Below are 21,681 nucleotides of genomic sequence, written 5' to 3'. Positions count from 1 at the left end.
CAACCTGGCACGATGGCTTGGTGGCTCTTGACCCAATGGCTGAAAGCGGAGGTCTCGGCCAGCTCTCTGATAACCGTATAGGTCATCATCCCGGCGTCCGTGATGATATCGAAAAGACAATGGTCATCGGTAGGCTGTCCAACGACGTGGGCTACAGCCTGACCCAACGTCGGATTCTCAAGCGCATCCGCGTCCCGACCGAGCCGCATAAGGAGCGTAGGGCTCGAAAAACAAAGAGTTCCCACGATAAATTCGCCCCTTAGCGGCATAGCCTGTTTCTATTAGGATAACTACGCAGCGACAGGGTGGTTCCTACCCTCTGGATATTACGAGAGAATAACCAATGAGGATGGATTGAATTTCAGAAAGAGCATCGCAAAAAGTCGAAACTTGTTCAGAAAAATCTCGCCTTTTTTCGATAAATGTGGTGCGTGAGCTTTTCTTTATAAAGAGCTATGCTTTTCGGCGGGATCAGCCTTCCGTTAAGTAACCCAGATAGCAGCGATACCCGTGTGGTAGCTGCGACAGCACCGAAAGCGCTCAAGGCTTCGATCAAAAAAAGCGCTCCGAAGGCTGCAACAAACATGCTCGCCGTGCCTTTGGTTTGGATGACAAGATCTGTTCTGATGAACACTCTGGTGCCTTTGCATGCAGGAGGTTTTATGAAGCTCAGTATCGCCGCACTCGCCATCGCAGCCAGCATCATGTCGGCCAACGTCGCAGTAGCGCAGCCAGGCTCCTGGAATTCGGAAACATTCTGGCGCGGCGCGCCTGACAATCCCAATCAACGCATTCAGTTCCTGCGGGACCGGGTCGGGCGCGGGATGGCCGATGGCAGCCTCGATCGCCACGAAGCTGATCGTGTCGATCATGAACTCGACGGTGTCGATCATTGGATCCACCAAATGCACTGGGAAGACGCTGGCCGCCTGACGCCGGACCAGCGCGCACAGGTTCAGGCTCGGCTGGACGGCATCAGCCGGCAAATTCACTGGATGCGTGGCGACGGCTTCTAATGCCATGTTCCCTCCCGTCATGATACAGGCGGGAGGGTTTGCGGCCTCGGGGCCGAGGACATGGCCGTGGCCGGTGTGACCACCCCGTGCTAAAACGGCCTCGCGTTGAGCAGCTTCCAAATACCATCGCGCACGGCGTCATCGCTTGTGCTTCACGCTGACCAGGCTGACATCCCCGCTCGAATCTGCGCAGGTTGAAGGTGACCGGCCGATCATGCTGGGAATCCAGCTAGAAAACATCGGCTTATGAGATTTTTGCCCACGCGCGCGGGAGCCATCTCGTCGCTCGAGCGTTTTAGGACGCGCGCGAGGCAAAAACGAGAGGGTCATGGAGGACGCAGGGGCAACACTTCTAAAATCAATTTTCCCCGGCGATGGCGATATGAGCCGGCTGATGCGTGAGACAGATTGGTCTGCCACGCCCCTTGGCGCCCCAGCAACTTGGCCGGAAGGTCTGAAGACCGCGCTGCGCATGATGCTGACCTCACGCTTCGAGATGTGGCTTGGCTGGGGACCTGACCTTCTGTTTTTCTGCAACGATGCCTACATCCCAACGCTGGGCATCAAGCACCCGACCATGCTCGGAAAACCCTTTCGCGAGGTTTGGGCCGAGGTCTATGCTGATGTCGAGGATCAGGTGGCATCCGTCGCTCAGGGCCACTCGACCTGGAACGAGGCCCTGCTGCTTTTGCTGGAGCGCAGCGGCTTTCCCGAGGAAACCTATCATAGCTTCTCCTACAGCCCGCTTTATGATGATCAGGGCAAGGTTGATGGTCTTCTGTGCATCGTCAGCGAAGAGACCGAACGGATCATCAGCGAGCGACACCTCGCGATGCTGCGTTCGCTGGGCTCAGAGGTTGCCGGCGCCTTGGATCTCGAGGCGATACATCAGGCCGTTCAAAATGTTCTGGGCGCCTATCGCAAGGATTTTCCCTTCGCCTTGTTGCAGCTTGGCGGAACCGACAGTCGCAGCTTCGCCGCCTGTAGCCCGGATGCCGTCGAACTGGAATCCATTGCCTGGCCGGCCGCCGACGACACCATCGACACTTTCGCGCTTCCCGCCGGTCGTGCCTATCCAACCGGGCCATGGGAGAAACCTCCTCTGGAAGCGATGGTTGTCCCGATCCGGGGGAACGCAGGCGAAAGCCTCACTGGATCAGTCATCCTGGCGCTCAATCCCTATCGCGGGCGGTCGCTTCGTGGGGACGGCGATCTCAAAGAAGTCGCCACTCTGATTGCCAGCCAGATTGGCGGCGCGCTGGCCGGCGTCGCAGCCCTGCAAACCGAGCGTCGCCGCGCTGATCGTATCTGGACGCACTCGCGCGATCTCATGGTGGTGGTCGGGGCCGATGGCGTGTTCCGGTCGGTGAGCCCGTCTTGGACCAGCATCCTTGGGCACCCGGTCGAAGCCATTGTGGGGCGCCACTTCGAACACTTCATGCTGGCAGAGGACGTGGCTGGCAGCCGTAGAGCGCTGGACCAGGCAGTCGGCGACAGCGATCTGACCGGCTTTGAAAACCGCTTCATCGCGGTGGATGGCACGCCGCGCTGGATTTCCTGGCATACTGCGCAGGAGGATGGGCTGGTCTATGCCTATGGCCGCGACATCACCGAGCAGAAGCTCTCCACCCAGGCCTTGGCCGAGGCCGAACAGGCCCTGCGGCAAGCCCAGAAAATGGAGGCCGTGGGGCAACTGACCGGCGGCATTGCCCACGATTTCAACAATCTGCTCACCGGCATCATTGGCTCTCTGGAGGTGATGGAGCGCCGGGCGGCGCAAGGGCGCGACGTGGACATTCCCCGCTATGTCGATGTGGCCAAAAGCTGCGCCCTGCGGGCTGCCGGTCTGACCCAGCGCCTCCTTGCTTTCTCGCGGCGCCAGTCGCTTGATACAAGGCGCGTTGATGTCACCGAACTTGTCGAGGGCATGCATGACCTGCTTCGCCGCTCGATCGGCGAGACTATCGCGCTGGCCAGCATCTCGGCGCCGGAGCTTTGGCCGATCCGTTGCGACGCTAATCAGCTCGAGAGCGCGCTTCTCAATCTCGCGATCAACGCTCGGGACGCCATGCCTGATGGCGGCAAGCTGACCATTGAGGCAACCAATGTCGTTTTGACAGAGGAGAACCGGCCCAGCGGCATTGCGGCGGGCGATTACGTCCGCCTGAGTGTCACGGACACGGGAACAGGCATGACCGCCGAGACGCTGGCCAAGGTCTTCGAGCCTTTCTTCACCACTAAACCGATCGGCCAGGGGACCGGACTGGGTCTGTCGATGATCTATGGCTTCGTGCGTCAATCAGGCGGTCACGTTGCTCTGGAAAGCGCTGTGGGTCATGGCACCAAGGTGGTCATGTTCTTTCCTCGGGACACGCAAATCGAAGACGAGGCTCCGCTGTCCGGCGAGGCTGGTGTCGACTCTGCGTTTGGAGCCGGGGGCAATGTTCTCGTGGTTGAGGATGAGCCAGCCGTGCGCGGGTTGGTGGTCGAAATGCTTGCAGATCTCGGCTTTCGGGCCATCGAGGCTGTTGACGGTCCCTCCGGGCTCGATGTCTTGAAATCTGAAACAAAAATTGATCTGCTTGTCACCGACGTCGGCCTGCCTGGGCTCAACGGTCGGCAACTGGCTGACGCCGGTCGCATCAAGCGCCCGGATCTGAAAATCCTCTTCATGACCGGTTATGCGCATCAGGCGGCCGTGGGCAATGGCCTGCTGGAGCCTGGCATGGAGCTGATCACCAAGCCCTTCACCATCGATCACCTCGCGACCCAGGTCAGAACCATGCTCGATATTTAGATTAAAGGCATGTCCCAACAGTCTCCTACGCTTTCAGCCTGCCAGCGCTGCACCTCATTGCGCGAACGTCGCCACACCACGATCCAGTGCGAGCTGGTTCGGGCCGATCGGCTGCTCTTATCCAAGGGGTAAAATGAAGTTGAAGCGCGACAGACGCGGCTTCTCCGATTAGGCCCACGGCCCATGGCAGAAAAAGTCGCTTCCACCGATCACCAGGATGACCTTGACCTCGTCGAAGGAATTGAGGCCGTACCTGCGATCCTCGGGGCGATTGGCCGCCTAACCGCGACAGGCTTTGCCGCCGTGGCCCGCGTAACCGAATCACGCTGAATCGCCTGCGCAACACGCGATGAGATCGGCTTCGGCCTCGTGCCGGGGATGAACTGCCCCTTGAAACCACGATCTGCCACGAAATCCGTCAGCATAAACAGCCCGTCATCATCGAGGATGCCTTTAGCCGATCAGATAGTAGGTCGGCGAATGTGTCCCTCGGGGGCACGAAAATTGGTGAAGAGACCTCCACTTCCCCCATGACTCGGCAAAAGGAATCCGTCACAGGGAAACGTGTTGCCGTTTCAAGCGTTTCGAGCAGATCGCCAAGGCTCGCCCAAAAGACACAGTGGTTCAGAAGGATAAAGTTCACCATGCAGGCCGGAGACTGATGACGTGCATGACGTGACGATCCCTGCGGAACTGGGCACCTTTTTCGAGAACTCTCCCATCGCACTCGCCTTGGCCTCGCCCGATGGCGACACGCCGCTGCGCCTGATCAACCGTCGGTTTCAGGAGCTAACGGGCTATGGCGGACAAGATCTGATCGGACGCAATTGCCGGGTGCTGCAAGGCAACGCGGATGACCGAGAGGCCCGGGCCAAACTGCGAGCGTTTCTAGCGAATGACGCCGCTGCGAATGTCCGCACCCCGATCCTCAATTTCAAGAAGGACGGTACGGCCTTCGTCAACCTGCTCTATATGTCGCGGCTGCGGGCGCTGTCGGGAGAGACACGCTTTATCTTCGCGTCGCAGTTCGATGTGAGCGGCGCCCACCCCGAGCGCCTGCAGGCCTATGATCAGGAGTTGGGCAAGACGCTCACGCGCCTGAGCCCTCTGGCCGCAGAGAGTGGCATCATTGTGGAAGGCACGCTCACGACCGTGGCCAACTCAGCCCATGCGATAGCTCAGGCCAAGCTCATCCTCGCCAATCTCGATGATAGTTCGCTGCTGTGAACGAAAACAAGATGAAGGATGGCATGCAGTCGGAAGCGACCGAAACCAAGGTGCCAATCATCGGCATTGGCGCCTCGGCGGGTGGGCTTGAGGCCCTGCGTGACATGCTTGCGGCAGCCCAGCCACCGACAAACATGGCTTTCGTGATCGTCCAGCATCTGGATCCGAATTACGAAAGCATGCTGGCCCAACTGCTCGATCGGGCCGGGCCACTGCGTGTGCTGCAATGCGAGGGCGGCGAGGCCCTCCAATCCGATCACGTCTACATCATCCCGCCGGGGCGCGGTCTGGCGCTGCAGAATGGGCATCTGCAACTCACCGATTTTGCACAGCCACGCGGGCTGCGCCGCCCGATCGACGACTTCTTCGTCTCCCTTGCGGTTGACCAGCAAGCCAATGCGGCCTGCGTCATCCTCTCCGGGACCGGGGCGGACGGATCGACAGGTCTGCGCGCCATCAAGGAGCATGGCGGTGTCTGCGTCGTGCAACAGCCCGAGACCGCCAAATATGACGGCATGCCCTTGGCCGCCGTCGGGACCGGACTGGTCGATTACGTCAAGCAGCCCAGCGAGATCCTTGACTGCCTCGGCGCCTTTTTCGGGCGCAGCGCCGGCGATGCGAGCGAGGAGGAGGCCGAACTCGTCGCTGACCATGTCGATGACCTCTGCCACACGCTGCGCAATGCCATCGGGCACGATTTTTCTGGCTATAAGCGTTCCACGCTGATCCGCCGGGTTGAGCGGCGCATGCATGTGCTCTCTATCGCGTCTGGGCGGGCCTATCTTCAGCGTATCCGTTCAGACAGCGCCGAATGCGAGGCACTGTTCCGCGACCTGCTTATCAACGTCACCCGCTTCTTCCGCGATCCCGAGATGTTCGCCGCCCTGCGCGCCAAGGTGATCGAGCCGCTTCTGCGCGAGAGCGATGGCGAGGACATCCGCGTCTGGGTGCCCGGCTGCTCCAGCGGCGAGGAAGCCTACACCATCGCGATGCTTTTCGCTGAGGTTTCGCGCGAGCTGGGCTTGGACAATCCGGTCCAGATCTTCGCCTCGGACATCGACGAGCAGATGCTGGGCATCGCGCGCGAGGGAAGCTATCCCGCCGCCGCTCTGGCCGACATCCCGGCCGCGCTACGCGAATGCTGGACCATGCCGCATGGCGAGCGGTTCTCGATCATCGGCCCGGTGCGCGATCTCATCCGTTTCTCAAACCACAGCCTGGTGAAAGATCCGCCTTTTTCGCGGATCGACCTCATCTCCTGTCGCAATCTGCTAATCTATTTTGACGACCGGTTGCAGCAATCCGTGATGCCACTGCTGCATTACGCCCTGAAACCGGGCGGCTATCTCTTCCTCGGCCCGTCCGAGAGCATCGGCCGCTTCGACCATCTTTTCCCGGCCATCGACCATCACGCCCGCATCTTCGAACGCGGCGCGGGCAACCCCAGCTACCCCATCGATCTGCCTGCAGCCGAGCGTGGCATCACGCGGCGCCGGGAAGAAAGCGGACGACGCACTGGCGAGCGCAAGCCAGCGGACGCCTCAGTGGCGATCCAGCGTCTGACCGAGCGCTATGCGCCGCCCTCGATGGTGGTCAATCAGGATGGTGCGGTGCTGGGAGCCTATGGCAAGCTCAGCCGCTATTTCGATTTTCCGGTCACTCGCGCAGGTGGTTCCAATGCCATTTCCCTGGCCAAGCCGGGGCTTCGCGATGTGCTGGGGCCCCTGCTTCGTCAGGCTCGCGACAGCCGCAAGCGGGTGGTCGCACGCGCCGTCGAAGTGCGCACAGATTACGGTATACAACCCATCGAAACCGTCTGTGAGCCCTTGCCGGATGACACGCTGCTGGTGGTTTTCCATGATCGGGGCGGCTTTCAACCCTTCGACGATCCTGATCTGACCGAGATCGAAAGCGGCAACGATCACATGGAGGCGCTGGAGGAGGAACTGCGGCTCACGAGGCACAAGCTGCGCACAGTGGTGGAGGAGCTGGAAACTGCCAATGAGGAGCTGAAGAGCTCCAACGAAGAAATGATGTCGATGAATGAGGAGCTGCAATCGACCAATGAGGAGCTCTCCACCGTCAATGACGAGCTGAAAAGCAAGGTGGACCAACTCACCGTCGCCAATGCGGATTTGCGCAATTTCTTTGAATCGACCGAACTCGCAGTCATCGTGCTGGACGGCGCGCTGCGCATCCGCAGCTTCACCGAGGCATCGACGCGCATCTTCCCGCTGCAGCCGGCCGATCGCGGGCGGCTGCTCGCCGACGTCGCCAGCAAGTTAGACGACAGCGCTTACCTCGATGATGCCCGCAAGGTTGCGGGGACAGGCGAACCTGTCCAGCGGCGTGTGCTGACCCGCGATGGCACGCGAACGCTGGCGCTGCGCGTGCTGCCCTATCGCACGCAGCATGGCACAGTCGATGGTGCCACACTGGTCCTCACCGATATTACCGAGGCGCTTTCGATGGAGAGCGATCTCGCCGGTGAGCGCGAGAGGTTGCAATTGGCGATGCGGGCCGGTGGCATCGGCATCTGGGAATATGGCATCCGGGGCCCGGATCTGCGTCTTGATGCCGCCAGTCGTAGTATGCTTGGCCTTCCTCATGAGGGTGAGGTCGAGTTGGACCATGTCCTCCAAAATGTCTTGCCGGAAGATCGGGCGCTGATCGGTGAAAGTTTGCGGGATGCGGCTGCCAAGGGGCTGGATTTCGAGGCGGCCGTGCGGGTGATGACCCAGCCCGATGGAATCCGGCACATCAAGGCCTTCGGCCGGCCGATGATTGGCGCTGGGCCCGGGCGGCTGATCGGCACCGCCATCGACATGACCGCCGAATATACGGTGGCCGAAACCCGCGCGCTGATGCTGCGGGAAATGAACCACCGGGTGAAGAACCTCTTCGCCATCGTCAGCGCGATGATTTCTGCGGTGGGGCGTTCGCACAACGATGTGCGCAGTTACAGCGAGGATCTGAGGGAACGCATTGCCGCTCTGGGCAGGGCCCATTCACTGGCAGCGCCTTCGGGAGATCAGCAGTCCATCCCGCTCAGGGATCTGTTGAAAACCACGCTGGCCCCCTACCACGAGCATGCTCGCATCAAGCTGGAAGGGCCGGACCTGCTTATCGACCGTGCCAGCCTGTCATCGCTGGCTCTGATTTTCCATGAGTGGACGACCAACTCAGCCAAATATGGTGTGCTGGACGGGCGCGATGGCTTGCTGGCTATCGCGTGGCGCCATGATGGAGACAATATCGCGCTGGAGTGGCGCGAAGAGGGAGATCGTCCGATCGATATCAACGAAAGTGAAGGCTTCGGCACGGTTCTAGTCACGGCTTCGGCACGCCAGATCAAGGCCGAATTGGCGCAAAAGGTCGACGACACGCGCTTCATCCTGACGATGCGTCTGCCTTCCAGGGTGCTGCATCCATGAGCCGCAGCGTGATGATCGTAGAGGATGAGATGCTCGTGGCGCTCGATGTTCAGGATATGGTCGAAGAGGCCGGACTCCAGGCCGAGGGCCCCTATGAAACGGTCAGCAGCTCTCTGGACGCACTGGAAAGCGGCATGCCCAACTGTGCAATTCTCGACGTGCGGTTGCTGGATGCCGAGGTCTTTCCGGTGGCCGACCGATTGCGTGATGCTGGCGTCCCGCTGATTTTTCATTCTGCGCATGCCGATGAGGCGCAGCTCAAAACACGCTATCCCGCCGCGCAAATTTGCTCGAAGCCCTGCTCTCCCTCGGCGCTGAGGACGGCGTTGAAAAAGGCCCTCAGCGAATGCGGGGCTGAATGACCCGAGAAAAAAGTCCGGTCTCGCCCTGAAGACTCTCGACAACCAACGTGCAGCCAATGGCAAACTGGCGGATATTCTAGATGACCCACGTCCTGATCATTGAGGATGAGATCCTGATCGCCCTGGATCTGGCCGAACAGCTTGAGGAGCACGGTGCGTACTCCTTTGCCTTTGCAAGTTCAGAGGAGCGCGCGATTGCCGCCGCGACGGAGAGGCGCCCGGATATCATCACCTGCGACGTCACGCTTGCTCAAGGTTTCGGGCCGCGTGCCATAAAAGCGATCCATGAGGCCGTGGGACCGGTCCCTACGATTTTTGTGACCGGAACGCCTGATGTCGCGCTTAGCGAATACGAGCCTTGTGTCATTCTCCACAAGCCCGTTGACCCGAAATCTCTCGTCGAGGCGTTCAGGGCGTTCAAAACCCGGCGAAGTTGATCCCTCCATTGCTGGATAGCGGGCGCTCACCTTTCAGCGGGCGCCCTATTCCCTCGCGCTCAGGGTGCCGTGGAACTCAAAAGCACCTTTGCTCTCTTTTCGAAAAGAGCCGCCCTGGTCCGATGCCTGATTGCCTCGCGGGCATCGGTGTCGGTGGCTTTTTCGCGCTCCTCATCTGCGCGCATACGATAGTAGGCGGCGTCGATCTGATCGAACATTGGCTTTCCTCTCCGGACGGTCACCTTTGGCGACTTGCATGGGTCAGATATCATCTCCTTGTTTCTCATTGGGGACAGTTGTTACAGCATACGATGGCCGGGCCGTCCCGATTTCGGTCACCCCGATCGGGCGGTGGTCATGGAGGACCTACCTTCTACCGATAAAACGACAGGCGCAAACTTCCGGAGCGCCTCACGGAAATGTGCTCCCTTGACCGTGTTCATGGCATACCGAAGGCTTGCCCATCGCCGTCAGCGTTGCAACCTCTCCGTCCAAATAGGGGCAACCCTGACTATCTCCATGGAAAAGATTTGCATCTGATTGCCGACTGTCCCTGCCGACCAGGGCAGGTCTGAAAGATCGTAACGTGCCACCTTGGTAAGGTGCGGATCACTCTGCCTCACAAGCAAGCGATATCGCCGAAGCCGCGCCCTGTTTGCGCAAGCTGCCAGGGAAATCGTCCTAATCCATGTTAGTTTTACTGCGGTAATGACAATGAGAATACTTCATCTAGCCGAAAAAAACCGCATTATAGGCGAGAGCTCGGCATATGCTTTCCAGAATATTGCCTCTTTCCACGGAAAACGACGTAAACAATCGTTTCTCCTCATGTCACAGTCCAGAGGATAGGGCTGCAGAATGGATCTCTCATCTGCGTCTTTTCATACTTGGCCCGAAGACGAGCGCCTTGCCGCGCTTATGGCTTTGGACATTCTGGATTCGCCAGCCGAGCAGGAGTTCGATGATCTGACCCGCCTCGCGGCCGAGGTTCTCGGCGTAGCTAGCTCTGCGGTCAGCCTGATCGACCGCGACAGGCAGTGGTTCAAGTCCCGCCATGGCATCCCTTTTGTTGAGACATCGCGTGAGGTTGCGTTTTGCACGCACACCGTAGCCTCGCGCGAACTGCTGGTGGTGCCCGATGCCAGTGTTGACCCCAGATTCAAAGCCAATCCGCTAGTCGCCCAAGACGGCGGCATACGCTTTTATGCCGGTGCACCACTGTTCGTAGGCTCCGGCCATTGTCTTGGTACCTTATGCGTCTTTGATCCCGCTCCCCGGGTCGGACTGTCCAGCCAACAGGCCAGAATTCTAAGCGATATGGCCCGGCTTGCATCGGAGAGGATCGAGGCACGGCGGCATCGTAGAATGGGCGAGATCGCGGCCAGGGTGGTCGATGCGACGTCTGATGCTGTTCTCGCCGCCAACCTAGAAGGCATCATCGTCTATTGGAATCCGGGGGCAGAGCGCATGTTCGGACGCTCGGCTGCCGAAGCTATGGGACAAAATTTCGACCTGATCATTCCCCACCGTCTTGCGGAAGGACATCGCGAATTTTTCACGCGGGCGGCACGGGGCGGTACAACGCGCCTGGTTGGATCCTTCATCGAACTGATCGCGATCAGGGCTGACGGAAGCGAGTTTCCGGTCGAACTGTCATTGGCGCGGTGGGGCGACTCCGGTGCCGAACAGGGATTTGCCGCGATCGTGAGAGACGTCAGTCGACGCAAGGCTCTCGAGCGTGAGCGGCAGCACGCCAAGGCTTTCCTTGATGGCGTGATCACCAATCTTCCCGCCATGCTGTTCGTCAAGGATGTGAGCAGCCGAGAATATCTAATGGTCAACCGCGCCGGAGAACAGGTTATTGGCCGTCGTGCATCAGAGATGGTCGGCTCTACGGATAAAGCGCTGTTTCCGGAACAAGGAGCTGACTACGAACAACGAGACAGCGAGGCCATAGCCTCCCCAGATCCCCATGTCTTTGAAAGCGCCTTTACACGCGACGATGGTGGGGTCAGGCACTTGCGCACAGTTCGGGTCGTCATCGACGGTCCCGACCGGCCTAACCAATATCTTCTGGGAATGTCGGAAGATGTGACCGACACGCGCATGGCTGAAGCCAAGGTCTTGCGTCTCGAGCACTACGACTCGATGACAGGGCTTCTTAATCGGGCAAGCTATATCGATCGCCTTCACCGCTTGGTACAGGATGGCGAGCCCTTTGCCCTGCTGAGCCTCGATCTTGACCGGTTCAAGGACGTCAACGATCAGTTCGGGCATCCCGCTGGAGATCTCGTACTCGCTCAGGTTGGCCAACGCCTGCAGTCGGCCATCGACCATGCCGGGTGGGCGGCCCGTGCCGGCGGCGACGAATTCGTCATTGTCCTGGTCGGGGGTCGGTTACGGCACCGAGCACGGATGATCGCCGACGCCGTCATTGCCAAACTTTCGGAGCCGTTTGTCACTGAACTCGGTGTCGTTCATGCGGGCGCGTCGGTGGGGATCGTGATGGGTCCGCAGGACGGCTCAAGCACGGAGCAACTGCGTGAAAATGTCGATCTGGCTCTTTACCGTGCCAAGCGAATGGGCAAGCCTAATGCCTGCTTCTTCAACGCCGACATGGATGCTTCCGCGCAGGATCGACGCGCCATAGAGCGCGACTTGCGACGGGCGGTGACCGGGGACGAAATCGCACTTGCCTACCAGCCCTTGCTTTCCACAAAAAGCTTGCAGATCACGAGCGCGGAGGCCTTGGCGCGCTGGACTCATCCCACGCGTGGCCCAATCCGTCCGGACATTTTCATTCCGCTTGCTGAAGAGTGCGGTTTGATTGATCGATTGGGCGAAAATCTCTTGCGGCGTGCCTGCACAGACGCCCTAAGCTGGCCTAAGCACATGCGTGTCGCCGTCAACCTGTCGCCTATCCAGTTCATGTCGAACAAGCTTCTGCCAACGGTTTGCGAGGCCCTGACTGCCTCGGGTTTGGCCGCCAATCGCCTTCAACTCGAAGTGACTGAGGGGCTGGTGATCCGCGATGTCGAAGGTACTTTCAAGCAACTCGAAGAGCTGCGCTCGCTTGGCATTCAGATACTCATCGATGATTTTGGCGTGGGATATTCATCACTGAGCTACTTTCAGCGTTTCCCCTTTGATAAGGTCAAGATTGATAAGTCGTTTGTGGATGAAATCGCAACGTCAAAGGCTGCCAAGGCGATCATCCAGGCAGTCGTCGGACTGGGTGAGCAACTCGACATGGCCATCGTAGCTGAGGGCGTCGAGACCGAAGAGCAAATGAACATGCTTGTAGCTCTGGGGTGTACGCATCTTCAGGGATATCTGTTCAGCAAGCCACTGTCGGCGCAAGCTCTCGCCGAAATGTTGGGCGCTGGCGATGCCGGTATAAAAAAGTCTACTGCAGCCTGAAACATTGCAGTCGCGGCGCCGGCAATCGGATACCGATCTGGGGGCCGACCAGCACCAAAGGGCAACCGGTCGCAACGGCCATCATTTTGCCGAGGTTGATCAGTCAGTCTACCTGTCCCAACTGAGGATCACCCGCGTGTTGGCCAGCACTCGATAGTCCTTCCGGCCGCCCTCAAATTTATAGGGTCGCACGACATCCCCTCCTGCAGTAACAAGACGTATCGCGGGCAATTGGGCTTTGCCCTTGCGGATCACACTGAAGTGAGCAAGGCAGTTTTCACCACCACTCAGGCTGATGCTGATTGAAGTTTCGCCAGTTCGCTCGCTGGCCATAATGAAATGGTCACAGAACAACTGGAACGGAGCGCCCTCGACGGTATGGAACATGCGCGCCGCAAAAGCAAAGGCGGCGCCGGCACCGTAGATTTCCTGCCCGACCTGCCCGGCAGGTTGGCCATCTACATAGAGGTCTTCCAGAGGAAAGGATAATTTGCGGTCGATGTGACCATTGCGGATGTCGGTGGCCAGCCCACCTTCGGGCAACGCGTCGGGATAGAAGAACCAGGCCCGATCGAGCGCATATTTGCAGTACTCGCTCAGCAACATCCGGGCAGCCGGTTCAAGTTCAGGTCCGCTATCGCGCAAATAGCATTCGAAGGCGATAAAGCTGTCGAAGCATTCGTAGATCGCCATATACGGCGCGTCCTGCAAGCAGGTCACGCCCAGGAAATTGCGATAGGCCGCAGCGCCGCCGATCTCCGATTCCCATATCACGCTGTTATGAAAGAAGCTTGCGAGATAGACATAACTCTGGTCGAGATACCGGTGATCGTTGGTGATACGCCACAAACGCAGGCAAGCCGCCGCGCCCCAGGCTGTGATATTGGCCTGATAGTTGAGATTGAACCGCATACCCATCGCCGCCTCGATGGCCGCCTGAGCCTCATGCAGGAAACGCTCCGCACGCGTCAGCTCATAAGCCTGCAACATAACCCAGGCGTAGAGGCCGCCCACATCGGTCTGGCCGCGCCCGTCAGCCGGCGCGGTCGGTGTGATAACCGACAGGTCTGTGATCCGGTACTGGATCGGCCACTTATATTTGAATTTCCGAGCCGCTTTGATGCCGAAATCGACGCAGCGCAAAAATAAGTCACGGCCATGCTCATTGCCCTTGAGAGCGAGCCGGGCCAAATTCATCTGGGGGTGATAGAGATACCAGCTGTCGACCGCGTCTGGATCCTTATCGTCCCTCACATTGGGGAGATAGCGGCGCAGCGTACCCAATTTCTTGTCGAAAAATCGCTCCAGGCCTTTCGCGAAATCATCCTCCAGCCTTGTGCCTTTGCCGCGCCAATCGGTGTAATCGCGAAGGCACGCCAAGAGGGAGAGCTGCACCATGCTGTCGGGATATTCACTGCCCGTATAAGGGTGCGCATAGGTGTGGCCACGATAGGTGACTGTGGCCTTGGGTGATTTTTCCAGATCGCTCAGGGTCCTCTCGGCCCGCCAGATCCAGTCGTGATAGTGATGCTGCGGCAGTTCGAGAGCGGTGTAGGCACTCCCCAGCATCTGGATAAAATGCCGTGCGGACTGTTGTTCATCCGCTGCGCCTTCGTCACGAAAAATCAGGATTGCATCACTGATCGTGATCGGCTGCCCCTCAGGGAGAGCGTGGGTGGGCGGAGTACCACTTTGCGGTGGGCTGGGCGGCAGATAACCCAATTCCGGCCAGACGCCGCCGACCGCCCCGTCGGGTTTTGTGTGGGTGGCGACGAAATAGGGATTGAGTGCGGTCAGATTCTGAAAATAAAGCACGCTGCCAAAGCCTGGCTCATCCAGATGGAAATAGAGCAACCCGCTGTTGAGCCCTCGCTGGGCTGCCTCCACCTGTCCGTTGGCGCAGAGCGGATCATCATTGATTCCAAGAGGCAACAGATCGCGCGGCAGGAACGGGATCAGCAACGGCACCGCGCTTGTTAGCTGCACCGTGATCCGCAGCCGGTGCAGGTCGTGCCCGTCGGCTCTCAGCTCCACGTGATGGCGGCCGAGAGCGCTGCTTATCTCCAGATTATAGCGACCGCCCCGAACCTTTTTGAGACGGCTACAGGTCACATGCGATCCGGGCGCATACGCTAGCCGAATTGCCAGACCGCCCTTGCCGTGGCGCCGGACGATGGCCCAGGCGGCATCGCCACCCGCCGCCACCTCGATCTCCAGATCGCTTAACGTCAGACTTCCATGCGGTTTCAGCCGTCCGGAAAACAGAGCATCTCGAAAGCCCATCACGTACGGGCTGACGGCGGTCGTGCCGCAGGTCAGATCATGACTGGCTTGGCTCATGCTGATCCTCCAGGCGGCACGACCGCGTCATCCAGCAGTGTCCGTCAGGATGAAGCGGGCGCCTCAGCCATCAGCTCAGCCTTGCGCGCGGCAAGCTGTTCGCCCAAGGCCTTGAGATCCATCTTGCTGTCGCGGCATTCGGGGAAGAGCTCCTTTTCCTCCTCCTCGACGTGATGGTTGATGTATTCGCCCAACACGGTGACTTTGGCATCGAAGAGAGGATCGCCGACTTTCCCCGCCTGGATCTGTGCGATCAGCTCCTTGGCGCTGGCATGCTCGACCTCGGCCTCATCGAGCAGATCGTCATCCTCGATCGCATCGTAAGCGGCCGGATAGAAAATCTCTTCCTCGATCTGTGTGTGGACGGTCAGCGCCAGGCAAATTTTGTCAGCCAGCTCCTGCTTTTGCGCATCGTCGTCGGCCTTGTCGTATTGCGTGAACCAGGCCTTCACCTCCTTGTGATCGTCCTTGAGGAGCTTGATGGCATCGGGTGGACGCTTGGCAGCAGTGGTTGCTTTGCGGGTCGAGCGCGAGCCGGTTTTGGGCTTGGCGCGCGAAGTGGCCTTGCGGGTGGTCATGGTAGCCTCCTTGGGTGGGTTCAGGGAAGACGGTAGGGAAGACGGTTCAGGTTGGGTCGTGTATCTGGCCAGCGGCCTCTTGCGCTGCGGCGATAAGGCTCTCACCGGTCAGCCTGGCCGCGTGGGCGGTCATCGTCACGGCCACGCCATCGGGACCATCGAGGACAACAAGACCGTTCTCGGCACTAGCCACGCCGGGTTGGGTCTCGGGTTGCGGTGTGAACGCATTCGTCATGGATCGAACCTTATGCTGGTGGCTGGCCGAGAGCGGGGGGCTTATCGAGATAGAGATAGGCCGGGTCGAACTGCGCGCGCGCAATCAGCCTCTCGGGGTCGAGGATATCGACCAGAGAGGAGCGCACTACGCAGAGGTTTTCCTCGCGCAGCTGTCGCATCACGCGATTGACATGGATGCTGGTCAGTCCGCAGATCTCGGCGATATCGGCCTGGGTGATGCCCAGAACAAAACGCTGCCCATCGCTAAGCCCGGCATACATGAGCCGGGCGTTGGTCTCACAAAGGAAATGGGCCACGCGGCCCAAGGCATCGAGGCGGCCCAGTCGAAACAGCCATGCCCGGTGGATGGACGCATCGAGCAGAGTGGAAAACCAGAGTTTCCGGGCGAGCTCGGGCATTTCCGCAGTGATTGCGTCGAGCTGCTGATGGGGAACGATCGCGACGGTCACCGCCGTCATCGTCGCGACATCATGATCCAGAACCTTGAGCGGATAACCATGCAGATCGACGAAATCGCCTGGCACCTGCACGCCGACCAGCTGACGAAGCCCCTGATTGTCGTCGATGTAGCGAGACATGATGCCTTCGAGTAAGAGCGTGCTTTCAACCACCTCCTGGCCAGCGCGCACGATCGTGGTTCTGGCAGGCAGGGACCTTACTTCGCTGATGGCGCTGTCCAGGCGCGCGCGCTCTTCAGCCTCAAGGCGAACGCCCTTTCGATTTCTGAGAAAGCGCTGGGTGAACATGGCTGACTGTATCTCGACGTGGGTGTGCGAAGTCGTGATACTCTTAATGGGTGAAGCCCCCCCCTGTTGCGGAAGCGGGCAGGAAAATCGTCCTGATCTAGGTTAGTTTTTGTTCCGAAGCGACGGAGCGGAAGTCGCTGGCAGCCGCCAAAAGCCGCGCCATAGCGCGACATGTCCTTGGGATTTCGGTGGGTCAGCGCGCACCGCTATGACGCAAGGGCGTTGCCAGCCACATGTGTAAATTGCATTATCTTTCTTAAAGCTGGCGATGCTTGATTGCCAAGCCAGAGAGCAAGGATAAGGGCGCACCAAGCGCCTTCCAGTCGATGGGTCGGATAGAGATGAACACAACACTCAAGCGCGGGCTCGATCCAGCAGCCTGGCTGGCCGCGATCGTAGAAGGGTCGGAAGACGCCATTGTGAGTAAGGCGCTCGACGGCACGGTCCTGAGCTGGAATGCCGGGGCCCAAAAGCTTTTCGGCTATACACCCGAAGAGATGATCGGTGCATCGATCACCGTGATCATACCTGCCGATCGATTGCACGAGGAAGAGGCGATTATCACCCGGATCAAAGCGGGGGAACGGACTGAGCACTTTGAAACTGTCCGGCGGCGCAAGGATGGTAGCCTCGTCGATGTGTCGCTGACCGTGTCACCGGTCAGAGATGCACAAGGCGAGCTGCTGGGCGCGTCGAAGGTTGCGAGGGACATCAGCCAATCGCGGCAGATGGCAGAAAAACAACACCTGCTGCTTCGCGAGATGAACCATCGCATCAAAAACCTGTTCGCGCTGGCCAGCGGATTGGTCTCGCTTTGCGGGCGCGGGGCGGACAGTGTCGAGACGCTCATGCAGGATCTTCAAGGTCGATTGGTCGCCCTCGCCCGCGCACATGAAACCACGCTGACAGGTTTGAGCGAGAATTTCGCTCCGGCGAGTGTGTCGCTTGGCAATCTTCTGGAGACGATCCTGAAGCCCTATGACGGCAAAATGGGACCGATAATTCAGGTGGCTGATGCTGCTACGCTCGTCGGCCCCCACAGCCTCACCTCCCTTGCGCTGCTGCTGCACGAACTGGCGACCAACTCAGCCAAATATGGCGCATTGCACACAACTCTCGGCCGCCTGTACGTCGAGGTGCGTGAGCAGGATGGCGAGGTTTGCCTGAGCTGGGAGGAGACAGGACTCGACGATGGTCTTTCCCCTCCTTCGACGACCGGGTTTGGAAGCCGGCTGGAAGCGATGGCGATCAAGGACCTTGGCGGCCGTATCTCGCGCGAATGGGGATCCGGGCGGCTCCTGATTGAGTTAAGGTTTGACCAGATGTGTCTTGGAAAGTGAGACAGGGTCGCGCGAAAAAACGGTGTCGAGAGTGGGTCAGTCATTGTAGATCGGTGAAGATATCCGAAAAATAAGCGCGCATTCACTGCCAATGATACTCTGGTTGGAGCAAATGCCGCAGGCCAGACCGTCAGGCGGCAATGCGTTGCTAAGTGCCTCTGCCCGTCGATCGGTTCAAGGCCGGCGGGATATCTCGATCTTGACCCGTCTGCATCAGCGGTGCTTGCGGCTGCAACTGAGCGGTCATCCTTCGCCGTTAGCGTCATGCAAAGGAGCAACGGAGCCGGGCCAGGCTCCGTCAGCCGGCGGCGTAATCTGCGAGAAGTGATCGGCGGTGAGGTGCAGCTCAAGACATGCCCCGCTGAAACTCAGGTCATTGCGCGCTATGGCGCGCAGCTCTTCCTGTACCCCGCCAACCCCGCCGCATCGCACGACCACGTAGCTGATTTGCCCTGTATGACAGCACAGCAGCCCCTCGACGCAGCTACCGACCTTGTCACCCGCGCTGTCGCGTACTTCCATTCTCGCCAATCCGGCGGCTGTGAAAAGTTCGGGTGCGGTGGAGCGGTAACTCGCGCGTTTTGCCGACTGGCCGCCGTCTTCATTGGCCCGCTGGCACCCCAGCCAACGCCATATGCCAATCACGTTGATGAACGTCAAAAACCGTTTGAAACGAGGAGATTTGTCTGGCCGCTGATGACGCCCACTGTCGACCACGCGAGGGAGCCTAGAAGAAAGACGACAAACCCCCATCCGGTCACGCGAGCATTGATGTTGGCTGCGGTCATCATGGCCGCGATTATCGCAGCGCAGGGCGCAATCCATCCGGCGATCTGGTCCAGCGGCCGGCTCCTTACGTAATGTGGCGGGCGAAAGCGATCAGGGTTTGATGCGCGCCCGATCCTCCAGCGGGTAATCCTCCGGCTTCACCTGGCCAACATTGGGACGATCCTCGACCGGTTCCGCGGGTTGGGCACCTCCCGTACGGGTGTCCCGATCATCCGCGTCGGGAATGACGTCACCGAGCGGCCCTTCCTTTTCCTCGGCACGGGGGTCTTTGTGATTGTCGTTCATAACTCGCTCCTCTTTTCCACAAAATTCCCGGATGGCTCATTCGGGATCAGCGCTGCCCGGCTCGGCCATCTGGCGGTGCTGCTCGGCCAGGATGGCAGCGGGGGTGACATGGGCCAGCGTGGCCTGCACCTTGTTCTTCCACCCCGAGACAATATTCGCTTCCCCCGCCATCAGCGCTTTCCAGCCATCATGCGCCACATCGGCCGGATCGCTCTTGCTGTCGGAAGCGCCGACATCGGTATCCAGCATATCGGCGCGGGCGAAGAATTCCGTCTCCACTGGGCCAGGCATCAGTGTGGTGATGGTCAAACCCTTGCTGTCTTTCAATTCGTTGCGAATGGCGTCAGCAAAGCTGTCCACAAAAGCCTTGGTCCCGTTGTAGACAGCCTGGAAACTGCCGGGGATGAAGCCCGCAATCGAGCCCGTGATGAGGACCTTTCCGTCATCGCGCCCCACCATATCGCGCAGCACCTGCTGCAGCAGATAGAGCGTGCCGGTGATGTTGGTGTCCACGACGCGGCGCCAGTCAGCAACGCTCTGGTCGAGGAAACCATGGCCCAGCCCTCGCCCCGCGTTTGCACAGAGCAGATCAACCCTTCCTTCTCCAACAGCATCGAGAAGCGTATCGACGCCTTCAAGCGTAGAAAGGTCGGCCTCCACCGCTTTGACCAGCACGCCATAGTCTCGCAAAGTTTCTGCGGCTGGTTCGATGCCAGGCTCATCCGCCGCGATCAGCAGGTCATAGCCGTCCTGAGCCGCCAATTTCGCCAGTTCCAGCCCAATGCCGGTCGAGGCGCCAGTGATGATTGCGAATTTCTTTGTCATGCCCATTCTCCTCACGCGCTGGCCGGCATCATACCGGGCTTCAACACCACCTTGGTCACTTCGTCCTGATGATCGTGGAACAGGCGATAGCCCTCGGCCGCCTGATTGAGCGGCAGGCGATGGCTGATGAGGAAGGTGGTGTCGATCTTGTCCTCCAGTACCGCATTGAGCAGGCCGGGAAGATAATGCTGCACATGGGTCTGGCCGGTTTTCAGCGTCAGCCCCTTTTCCATGAAGGCCCCCAGCGGGAACTTGTCGACCAGCCCGCCATAGACAGCCGGCATCGACACGCGCCCGCCCTTGCGGCAGGCATGGATCGCCTGGCGTATGGCATGGGTGCGGTCCGTACCCAGAAAGGTGGAGGCTTTGATCTGGTCAATGACATTGTCGACGAAGAAGCCATGCGCCTCAAGGCCCACCGCGTCGATCACCGCGTCGGGGCCGATGCCCCCGGTCATTTCCATCAGCGCTTCATAGGTTTTGCTTTGCTCGAAGTTGATCGTCTCAGCGCCGAACTTACGAGCAAGCTCAAGCCGATGAGGGAAATGATCGATGGCGATCACCCGCTCCGCCCCCATGATAAAGGCTGACTGCACGGCAAAGAGGCCAACCGGGCCGCAGCCCCACACCGCGACTGTGTCGCCAGGTTCAATCCCCGCGTTTTCCGCCGCCTGCCAGCCCGTGGGCAGGATGTCAGAGAGGAACAGGACCTTGTCGTCGTCCACCCCATCGGGAATGACGATGGGGCCGACATCGCTGAAGGGGACACGAACATATTCGGCCTGTCCGCCCGAATAGCCTCCGGTCATGTGGCTGTAGCCGAACAGGCCCGACATGGGCTGGCCGTACAGCTCCATGGCGATATCCTGATTGTCGGCCGGATTGCCGTTGTCGCAAGCGGAATATTGGTGCTTGCCGCAATGGAAGCACGAACCGCAGGCTATGGTGAAAGGCACGACAACGCGCTGGCCCTTTTTCAGCGTCGAAGCAGGTCCGACCTCCACCACCTCGCCCATGAATTCATGGCCCAGAATATCACCCGCCTTCATCGTCGGGATATAGCCGTCATAGAGATGCAGGTCCGAGCCGCAGATCGCGGTGGAGGTCACCTTGATGATCGCATCGCGCGGGTTGACGATCTCGGGATCGTCAACCGTGTCGACGCGGACGTCATGCTTGCCGTGCCAGGTGAGCGCGCGCATCAGGCCTTCTCCTCGTCGCGTTGGTGGATGGTGCGGGCATTGGTGGCGATCTCGCCGGTTTCCATGAGCTGCTTGAAACGGCGCAAGTCGCGCCGGGCCTGCAGACCGGGTTCGCGCTGGAAAAGCTTGGCAAGCACTTGCCCAACGACACCGCCAGGCGGATCGTAGGCGATGGTGGCGGTGACCACCGTGCCCCGCTCCCCGGCGTCGCGGAAGGAAATGCGCCCGCTGTTGGCGATCTCGGCGCTGTCGGTCGAGGTCCAGGCGATGAGTTCGCCTTCCTTCTCCTCGGTAATGATCGCATCCCATTCAACAGTCCGTCCAGCGGGCGCCTTCACCACCCAATGGGAGCGGAGCGCATCGATGACCTCGACCCGTTCGAGATTGTCCATGAATTCGGGCAAGCGCGCAAAATCATGCCAGAAGGCATAGAGTTCATCGCGTGGCCGGTTGATGGTGACCGAATGAGCGATCAGAGTGTCGCCCTCGGCGCCCAGCATAGCGTCGAGGCCGGCTTGAACGCCGGCTTGCGTTTTAGCGGTAGCGGGCGGAGCGTTGTCCGTCATCTTGTCGGTCATGGGGGAGAGCTCGCTCTAGAGGGCGTGTCTCGAGGCAAGCAGCCGCCAGTGCTCATGTTCCGCGCTTG

18 protein-coding genes are annotated in these 21,681 nt (G+C 59.7%); 8 read left to right on the top strand and 10 right to left on the bottom strand.

Translation table 11 applies throughout. The annotated features are described in order from the left end of the window. Window positions 1-455: 455 nt before the first annotated feature. From HGK27_RS08365 to HGK27_RS08340, 6 genes are all read left to right on the top strand, one after another. Entirely contained in the window at window positions 456-1,016 is a 561-nt protein-coding gene (locus HGK27_RS08365) for a hypothetical protein (RefSeq protein WP_206240114.1), read from the top strand. 328 nt (window positions 1,017-1,344) lie between these two features. After that, window positions 1,345-3,813 carry a PAS domain-containing protein gene (locus tag HGK27_RS08360; RefSeq protein ID WP_241126948.1) on the top strand — a complete coding sequence of 823 codons (2,469 nt, stop codon included), beginning with the start codon at window positions 1,345-1,347 and terminating at the stop codon, window positions 3,811-3,813. Between the two features lie 666 nt (window positions 3,814-4,479). Then, a complete protein-coding gene (locus HGK27_RS08355; protein ID WP_206240113.1) occupies window positions 4,480-5,040 on the top strand; it encodes a PAS domain-containing protein in 561 nt (186 codons plus the stop codon). 23 nt (window positions 5,041-5,063) lie between these two features. Further along, on the top strand, window positions 5,064-8,474 hold the full coding sequence (locus tag HGK27_RS08350; protein ID WP_241126946.1) for a chemotaxis protein CheB: 3,411 nt from the start codon (window positions 5,064-5,066) through the stop codon (window positions 8,472-8,474). Next, window positions 8,471-8,836, top strand: a complete 366-nt coding sequence (locus HGK27_RS08345; RefSeq protein WP_206240111.1) for a response regulator — start codon at window positions 8,471-8,473, stop codon at window positions 8,834-8,836. Before HGK27_RS08350 ends, HGK27_RS08345 begins: the two co-directional genes overlap by 4 nt. 80 nt (window positions 8,837-8,916) lie before the next feature. After that, on the top strand, window positions 8,917-9,273 hold the full coding sequence (locus HGK27_RS08340) for a response regulator (RefSeq protein ID WP_206240110.1): 357 nt from the start codon (window positions 8,917-8,919) through the stop codon (window positions 9,271-9,273). A gap of 59 nt (window positions 9,274-9,332) precedes the next feature. On the opposite strand, the gene HGK27_RS08335 is transcribed toward HGK27_RS08340, so the two are convergent. Next, window positions 9,333-9,491, bottom strand: a complete 159-nt coding sequence (locus tag HGK27_RS08335; protein ID WP_206240109.1) for a hypothetical protein — start codon at window positions 9,489-9,491, stop codon at window positions 9,333-9,335. 640 nt (window positions 9,492-10,131) lie between these two features. On the opposite strand from HGK27_RS08335, the gene HGK27_RS08330 reads away from it, so the two are divergent. Further along, window positions 10,132-12,693, top strand: a complete 2,562-nt coding sequence (locus HGK27_RS08330) for a sensor domain-containing phosphodiesterase (RefSeq protein ID WP_206240108.1) — start codon at window positions 10,132-10,134, stop codon at window positions 12,691-12,693. A gap of 108 nt (window positions 12,694-12,801) precedes the next feature. On the opposite strand, the gene HGK27_RS08325 is transcribed toward HGK27_RS08330, so the two are convergent. From HGK27_RS08325 to HGK27_RS08310, 4 genes are read right to left on the bottom strand one after another with little or no spacing between them, the layout of a single operon-like run. Further along, window positions 12,802-15,033, bottom strand: a complete 2,232-nt coding sequence (locus tag HGK27_RS08325) for a hypothetical protein (RefSeq protein WP_206240107.1) — start codon at window positions 15,031-15,033, stop codon at window positions 12,802-12,804. Between the two features lie 44 nt (window positions 15,034-15,077). After that, window positions 15,078-15,611, bottom strand: a complete 534-nt coding sequence (locus HGK27_RS08320) for a hemerythrin domain-containing protein (protein ID WP_206240106.1) — start codon at window positions 15,609-15,611, stop codon at window positions 15,078-15,080. Between the two features lie 46 nt (window positions 15,612-15,657). Continuing rightward, window positions 15,658-15,846, bottom strand: a complete 189-nt coding sequence (locus HGK27_RS08315) for a hypothetical protein (RefSeq protein ID WP_206240105.1) — start codon at window positions 15,844-15,846, stop codon at window positions 15,658-15,660. A 10-nt stretch (window positions 15,847-15,856) separates the two neighbouring features. Beyond that, the gene (locus HGK27_RS08310; protein ID WP_206240104.1) at window positions 15,857-16,594 is read right to left on the bottom strand and encodes a Crp/Fnr family transcriptional regulator; all 738 of its coding nucleotides are present in this window, start codon (window positions 16,592-16,594) and stop codon (window positions 15,857-15,859) included. Between the two features lie 341 nt (window positions 16,595-16,935). Here HGK27_RS08310 and HGK27_RS08305 point away from each other — a divergent pair, with 341 nt between their 5' ends. Further along, a complete protein-coding gene (locus HGK27_RS08305) occupies window positions 16,936-17,934 on the top strand; it encodes a sensor histidine kinase (protein ID WP_241126944.1) in 999 nt (332 codons plus the stop codon). A gap of 243 nt (window positions 17,935-18,177) precedes the next feature. On the opposite strand, the gene HGK27_RS08300 is transcribed toward HGK27_RS08305, so the two are convergent. The 5 genes from HGK27_RS08300 to HGK27_RS08280 all read right to left on the bottom strand — a co-directional run bounded on the left by HGK27_RS08300 (window position 18,178) and on the right by HGK27_RS08280 (window position 21,613). Then, window positions 18,178-18,651, bottom strand: coding sequence for a PRC-barrel domain containing protein (locus tag HGK27_RS08300; protein ID WP_206240103.1), 474 nt, complete (start codon window positions 18,649-18,651; stop codon window positions 18,178-18,180). A 162-nt stretch (window positions 18,652-18,813) separates the two neighbouring features. After that, window positions 18,814-19,008 (bottom strand): hypothetical protein, encoded by a 195-nt coding sequence (locus HGK27_RS08295; protein WP_206240102.1) that lies wholly within the window; start codon window positions 19,006-19,008, stop codon window positions 18,814-18,816. A 36-nt stretch (window positions 19,009-19,044) separates the two neighbouring features. Further along, window positions 19,045-19,833, bottom strand: coding sequence for an SDR family NAD(P)-dependent oxidoreductase (locus tag HGK27_RS08290; RefSeq protein WP_206240101.1), 789 nt, complete (start codon window positions 19,831-19,833; stop codon window positions 19,045-19,047). Window positions 19,834-19,844: 11 nt separating this feature from the next. Continuing rightward, window positions 19,845-21,035, bottom strand: coding sequence for a zinc-dependent alcohol dehydrogenase (locus tag HGK27_RS08285; protein ID WP_206240100.1), 1,191 nt, complete (start codon window positions 21,033-21,035; stop codon window positions 19,845-19,847). After that, on the bottom strand, window positions 21,035-21,613 hold the full coding sequence (locus HGK27_RS08280; RefSeq protein ID WP_206240099.1) for an SRPBCC family protein: 579 nt from the start codon (window positions 21,611-21,613) through the stop codon (window positions 21,035-21,037). The genes HGK27_RS08285 and HGK27_RS08280 overlap by 1 nt, the downstream gene beginning before the upstream one ends. Window positions 21,614-21,681 lie beyond the last annotated feature (68 nt).

Origin of the sequence: Novosphingobium terrae (assembly GCF_017163935.1) — a bacterium.
Classification (GTDB): domain Bacteria; phylum Pseudomonadota; class Alphaproteobacteria; order Sphingomonadales; family Sphingomonadaceae; genus Novosphingobium; species Novosphingobium terrae.
Note: the sequence above shows the minus strand (reverse complement) of the source record. Positions and strands in the feature narration are given on the sequence as shown.

What these genes read in the sequence shown, in the direction of transcription:
- HGK27_RS08335 (WP_206240109.1), bottom strand. Translation starts at nt 9,491, where the DNA reads ATGTTCGATCAGATCGACGCCGCCTACTATCGTATGCGCGCAGATGAG.
- HGK27_RS08295 (WP_206240102.1), bottom strand. Translation starts at nt 19,008, where the DNA reads ATGAACGACAATCACAAAGACCCCCGTGCCGAGGAAAAGGAAGGGCCG.
- HGK27_RS08310 (WP_206240104.1), bottom strand. Translation starts at nt 16,594, where the DNA reads ATGTTCACCCAGCGCTTTCTCAGAAATCGAAAGGGCGTTCGCCTTGAG.
- HGK27_RS08360 (WP_241126948.1), top strand. Translation starts at nt 1,345, where the DNA reads ATGGAGGACGCAGGGGCAACACTTCTAAAATCAATTTTCCCCGGCGAT.
- HGK27_RS08315 (WP_206240105.1), bottom strand. Translation starts at nt 15,846, where the DNA reads ATGACGAATGCGTTCACACCGCAACCCGAGACCCAACCCGGCGTGGCT.
- HGK27_RS08285 (WP_206240100.1), bottom strand. Translation starts at nt 21,035, where the DNA reads ATGCGCGCGCTCACCTGGCACGGCAAGCATGACGTCCGCGTCGACACG.
- HGK27_RS08290 (WP_206240101.1), bottom strand. Translation starts at nt 19,833, where the DNA reads ATGACAAAGAAATTCGCAATCATCACTGGCGCCTCGACCGGCATTGGG.
- HGK27_RS08350 (WP_241126946.1), top strand. Translation starts at nt 5,064, where the DNA reads ATGCAGTCGGAAGCGACCGAAACCAAGGTGCCAATCATCGGCATTGGC.
- HGK27_RS08365 (WP_206240114.1), top strand. Translation starts at nt 456, where the DNA reads ATGCTTTTCGGCGGGATCAGCCTTCCGTTAAGTAACCCAGATAGCAGC.
- HGK27_RS08340 (WP_206240110.1), top strand. Translation starts at nt 8,917, where the DNA reads ATGACCCACGTCCTGATCATTGAGGATGAGATCCTGATCGCCCTGGAT.
- HGK27_RS08320 (WP_206240106.1), bottom strand. Translation starts at nt 15,611, where the DNA reads ATGACCACCCGCAAGGCCACTTCGCGCGCCAAGCCCAAAACCGGCTCG.
- HGK27_RS08305 (WP_241126944.1), top strand. Translation starts at nt 16,936, where the DNA reads ATGAACACAACACTCAAGCGCGGGCTCGATCCAGCAGCCTGGCTGGCC.
- HGK27_RS08345 (WP_206240111.1), top strand. Translation starts at nt 8,471, where the DNA reads ATGAGCCGCAGCGTGATGATCGTAGAGGATGAGATGCTCGTGGCGCTC.
- HGK27_RS08330 (WP_206240108.1), top strand. Translation starts at nt 10,132, where the DNA reads ATGGATCTCTCATCTGCGTCTTTTCATACTTGGCCCGAAGACGAGCGC.
- HGK27_RS08325 (WP_206240107.1), bottom strand. Translation starts at nt 15,033, where the DNA reads ATGAGCCAAGCCAGTCATGATCTGACCTGCGGCACGACCGCCGTCAGC.
- HGK27_RS08280 (WP_206240099.1), bottom strand. Translation starts at nt 21,613, where the DNA reads ATGACCGACAAGATGACGGACAACGCTCCGCCCGCTACCGCTAAAACG.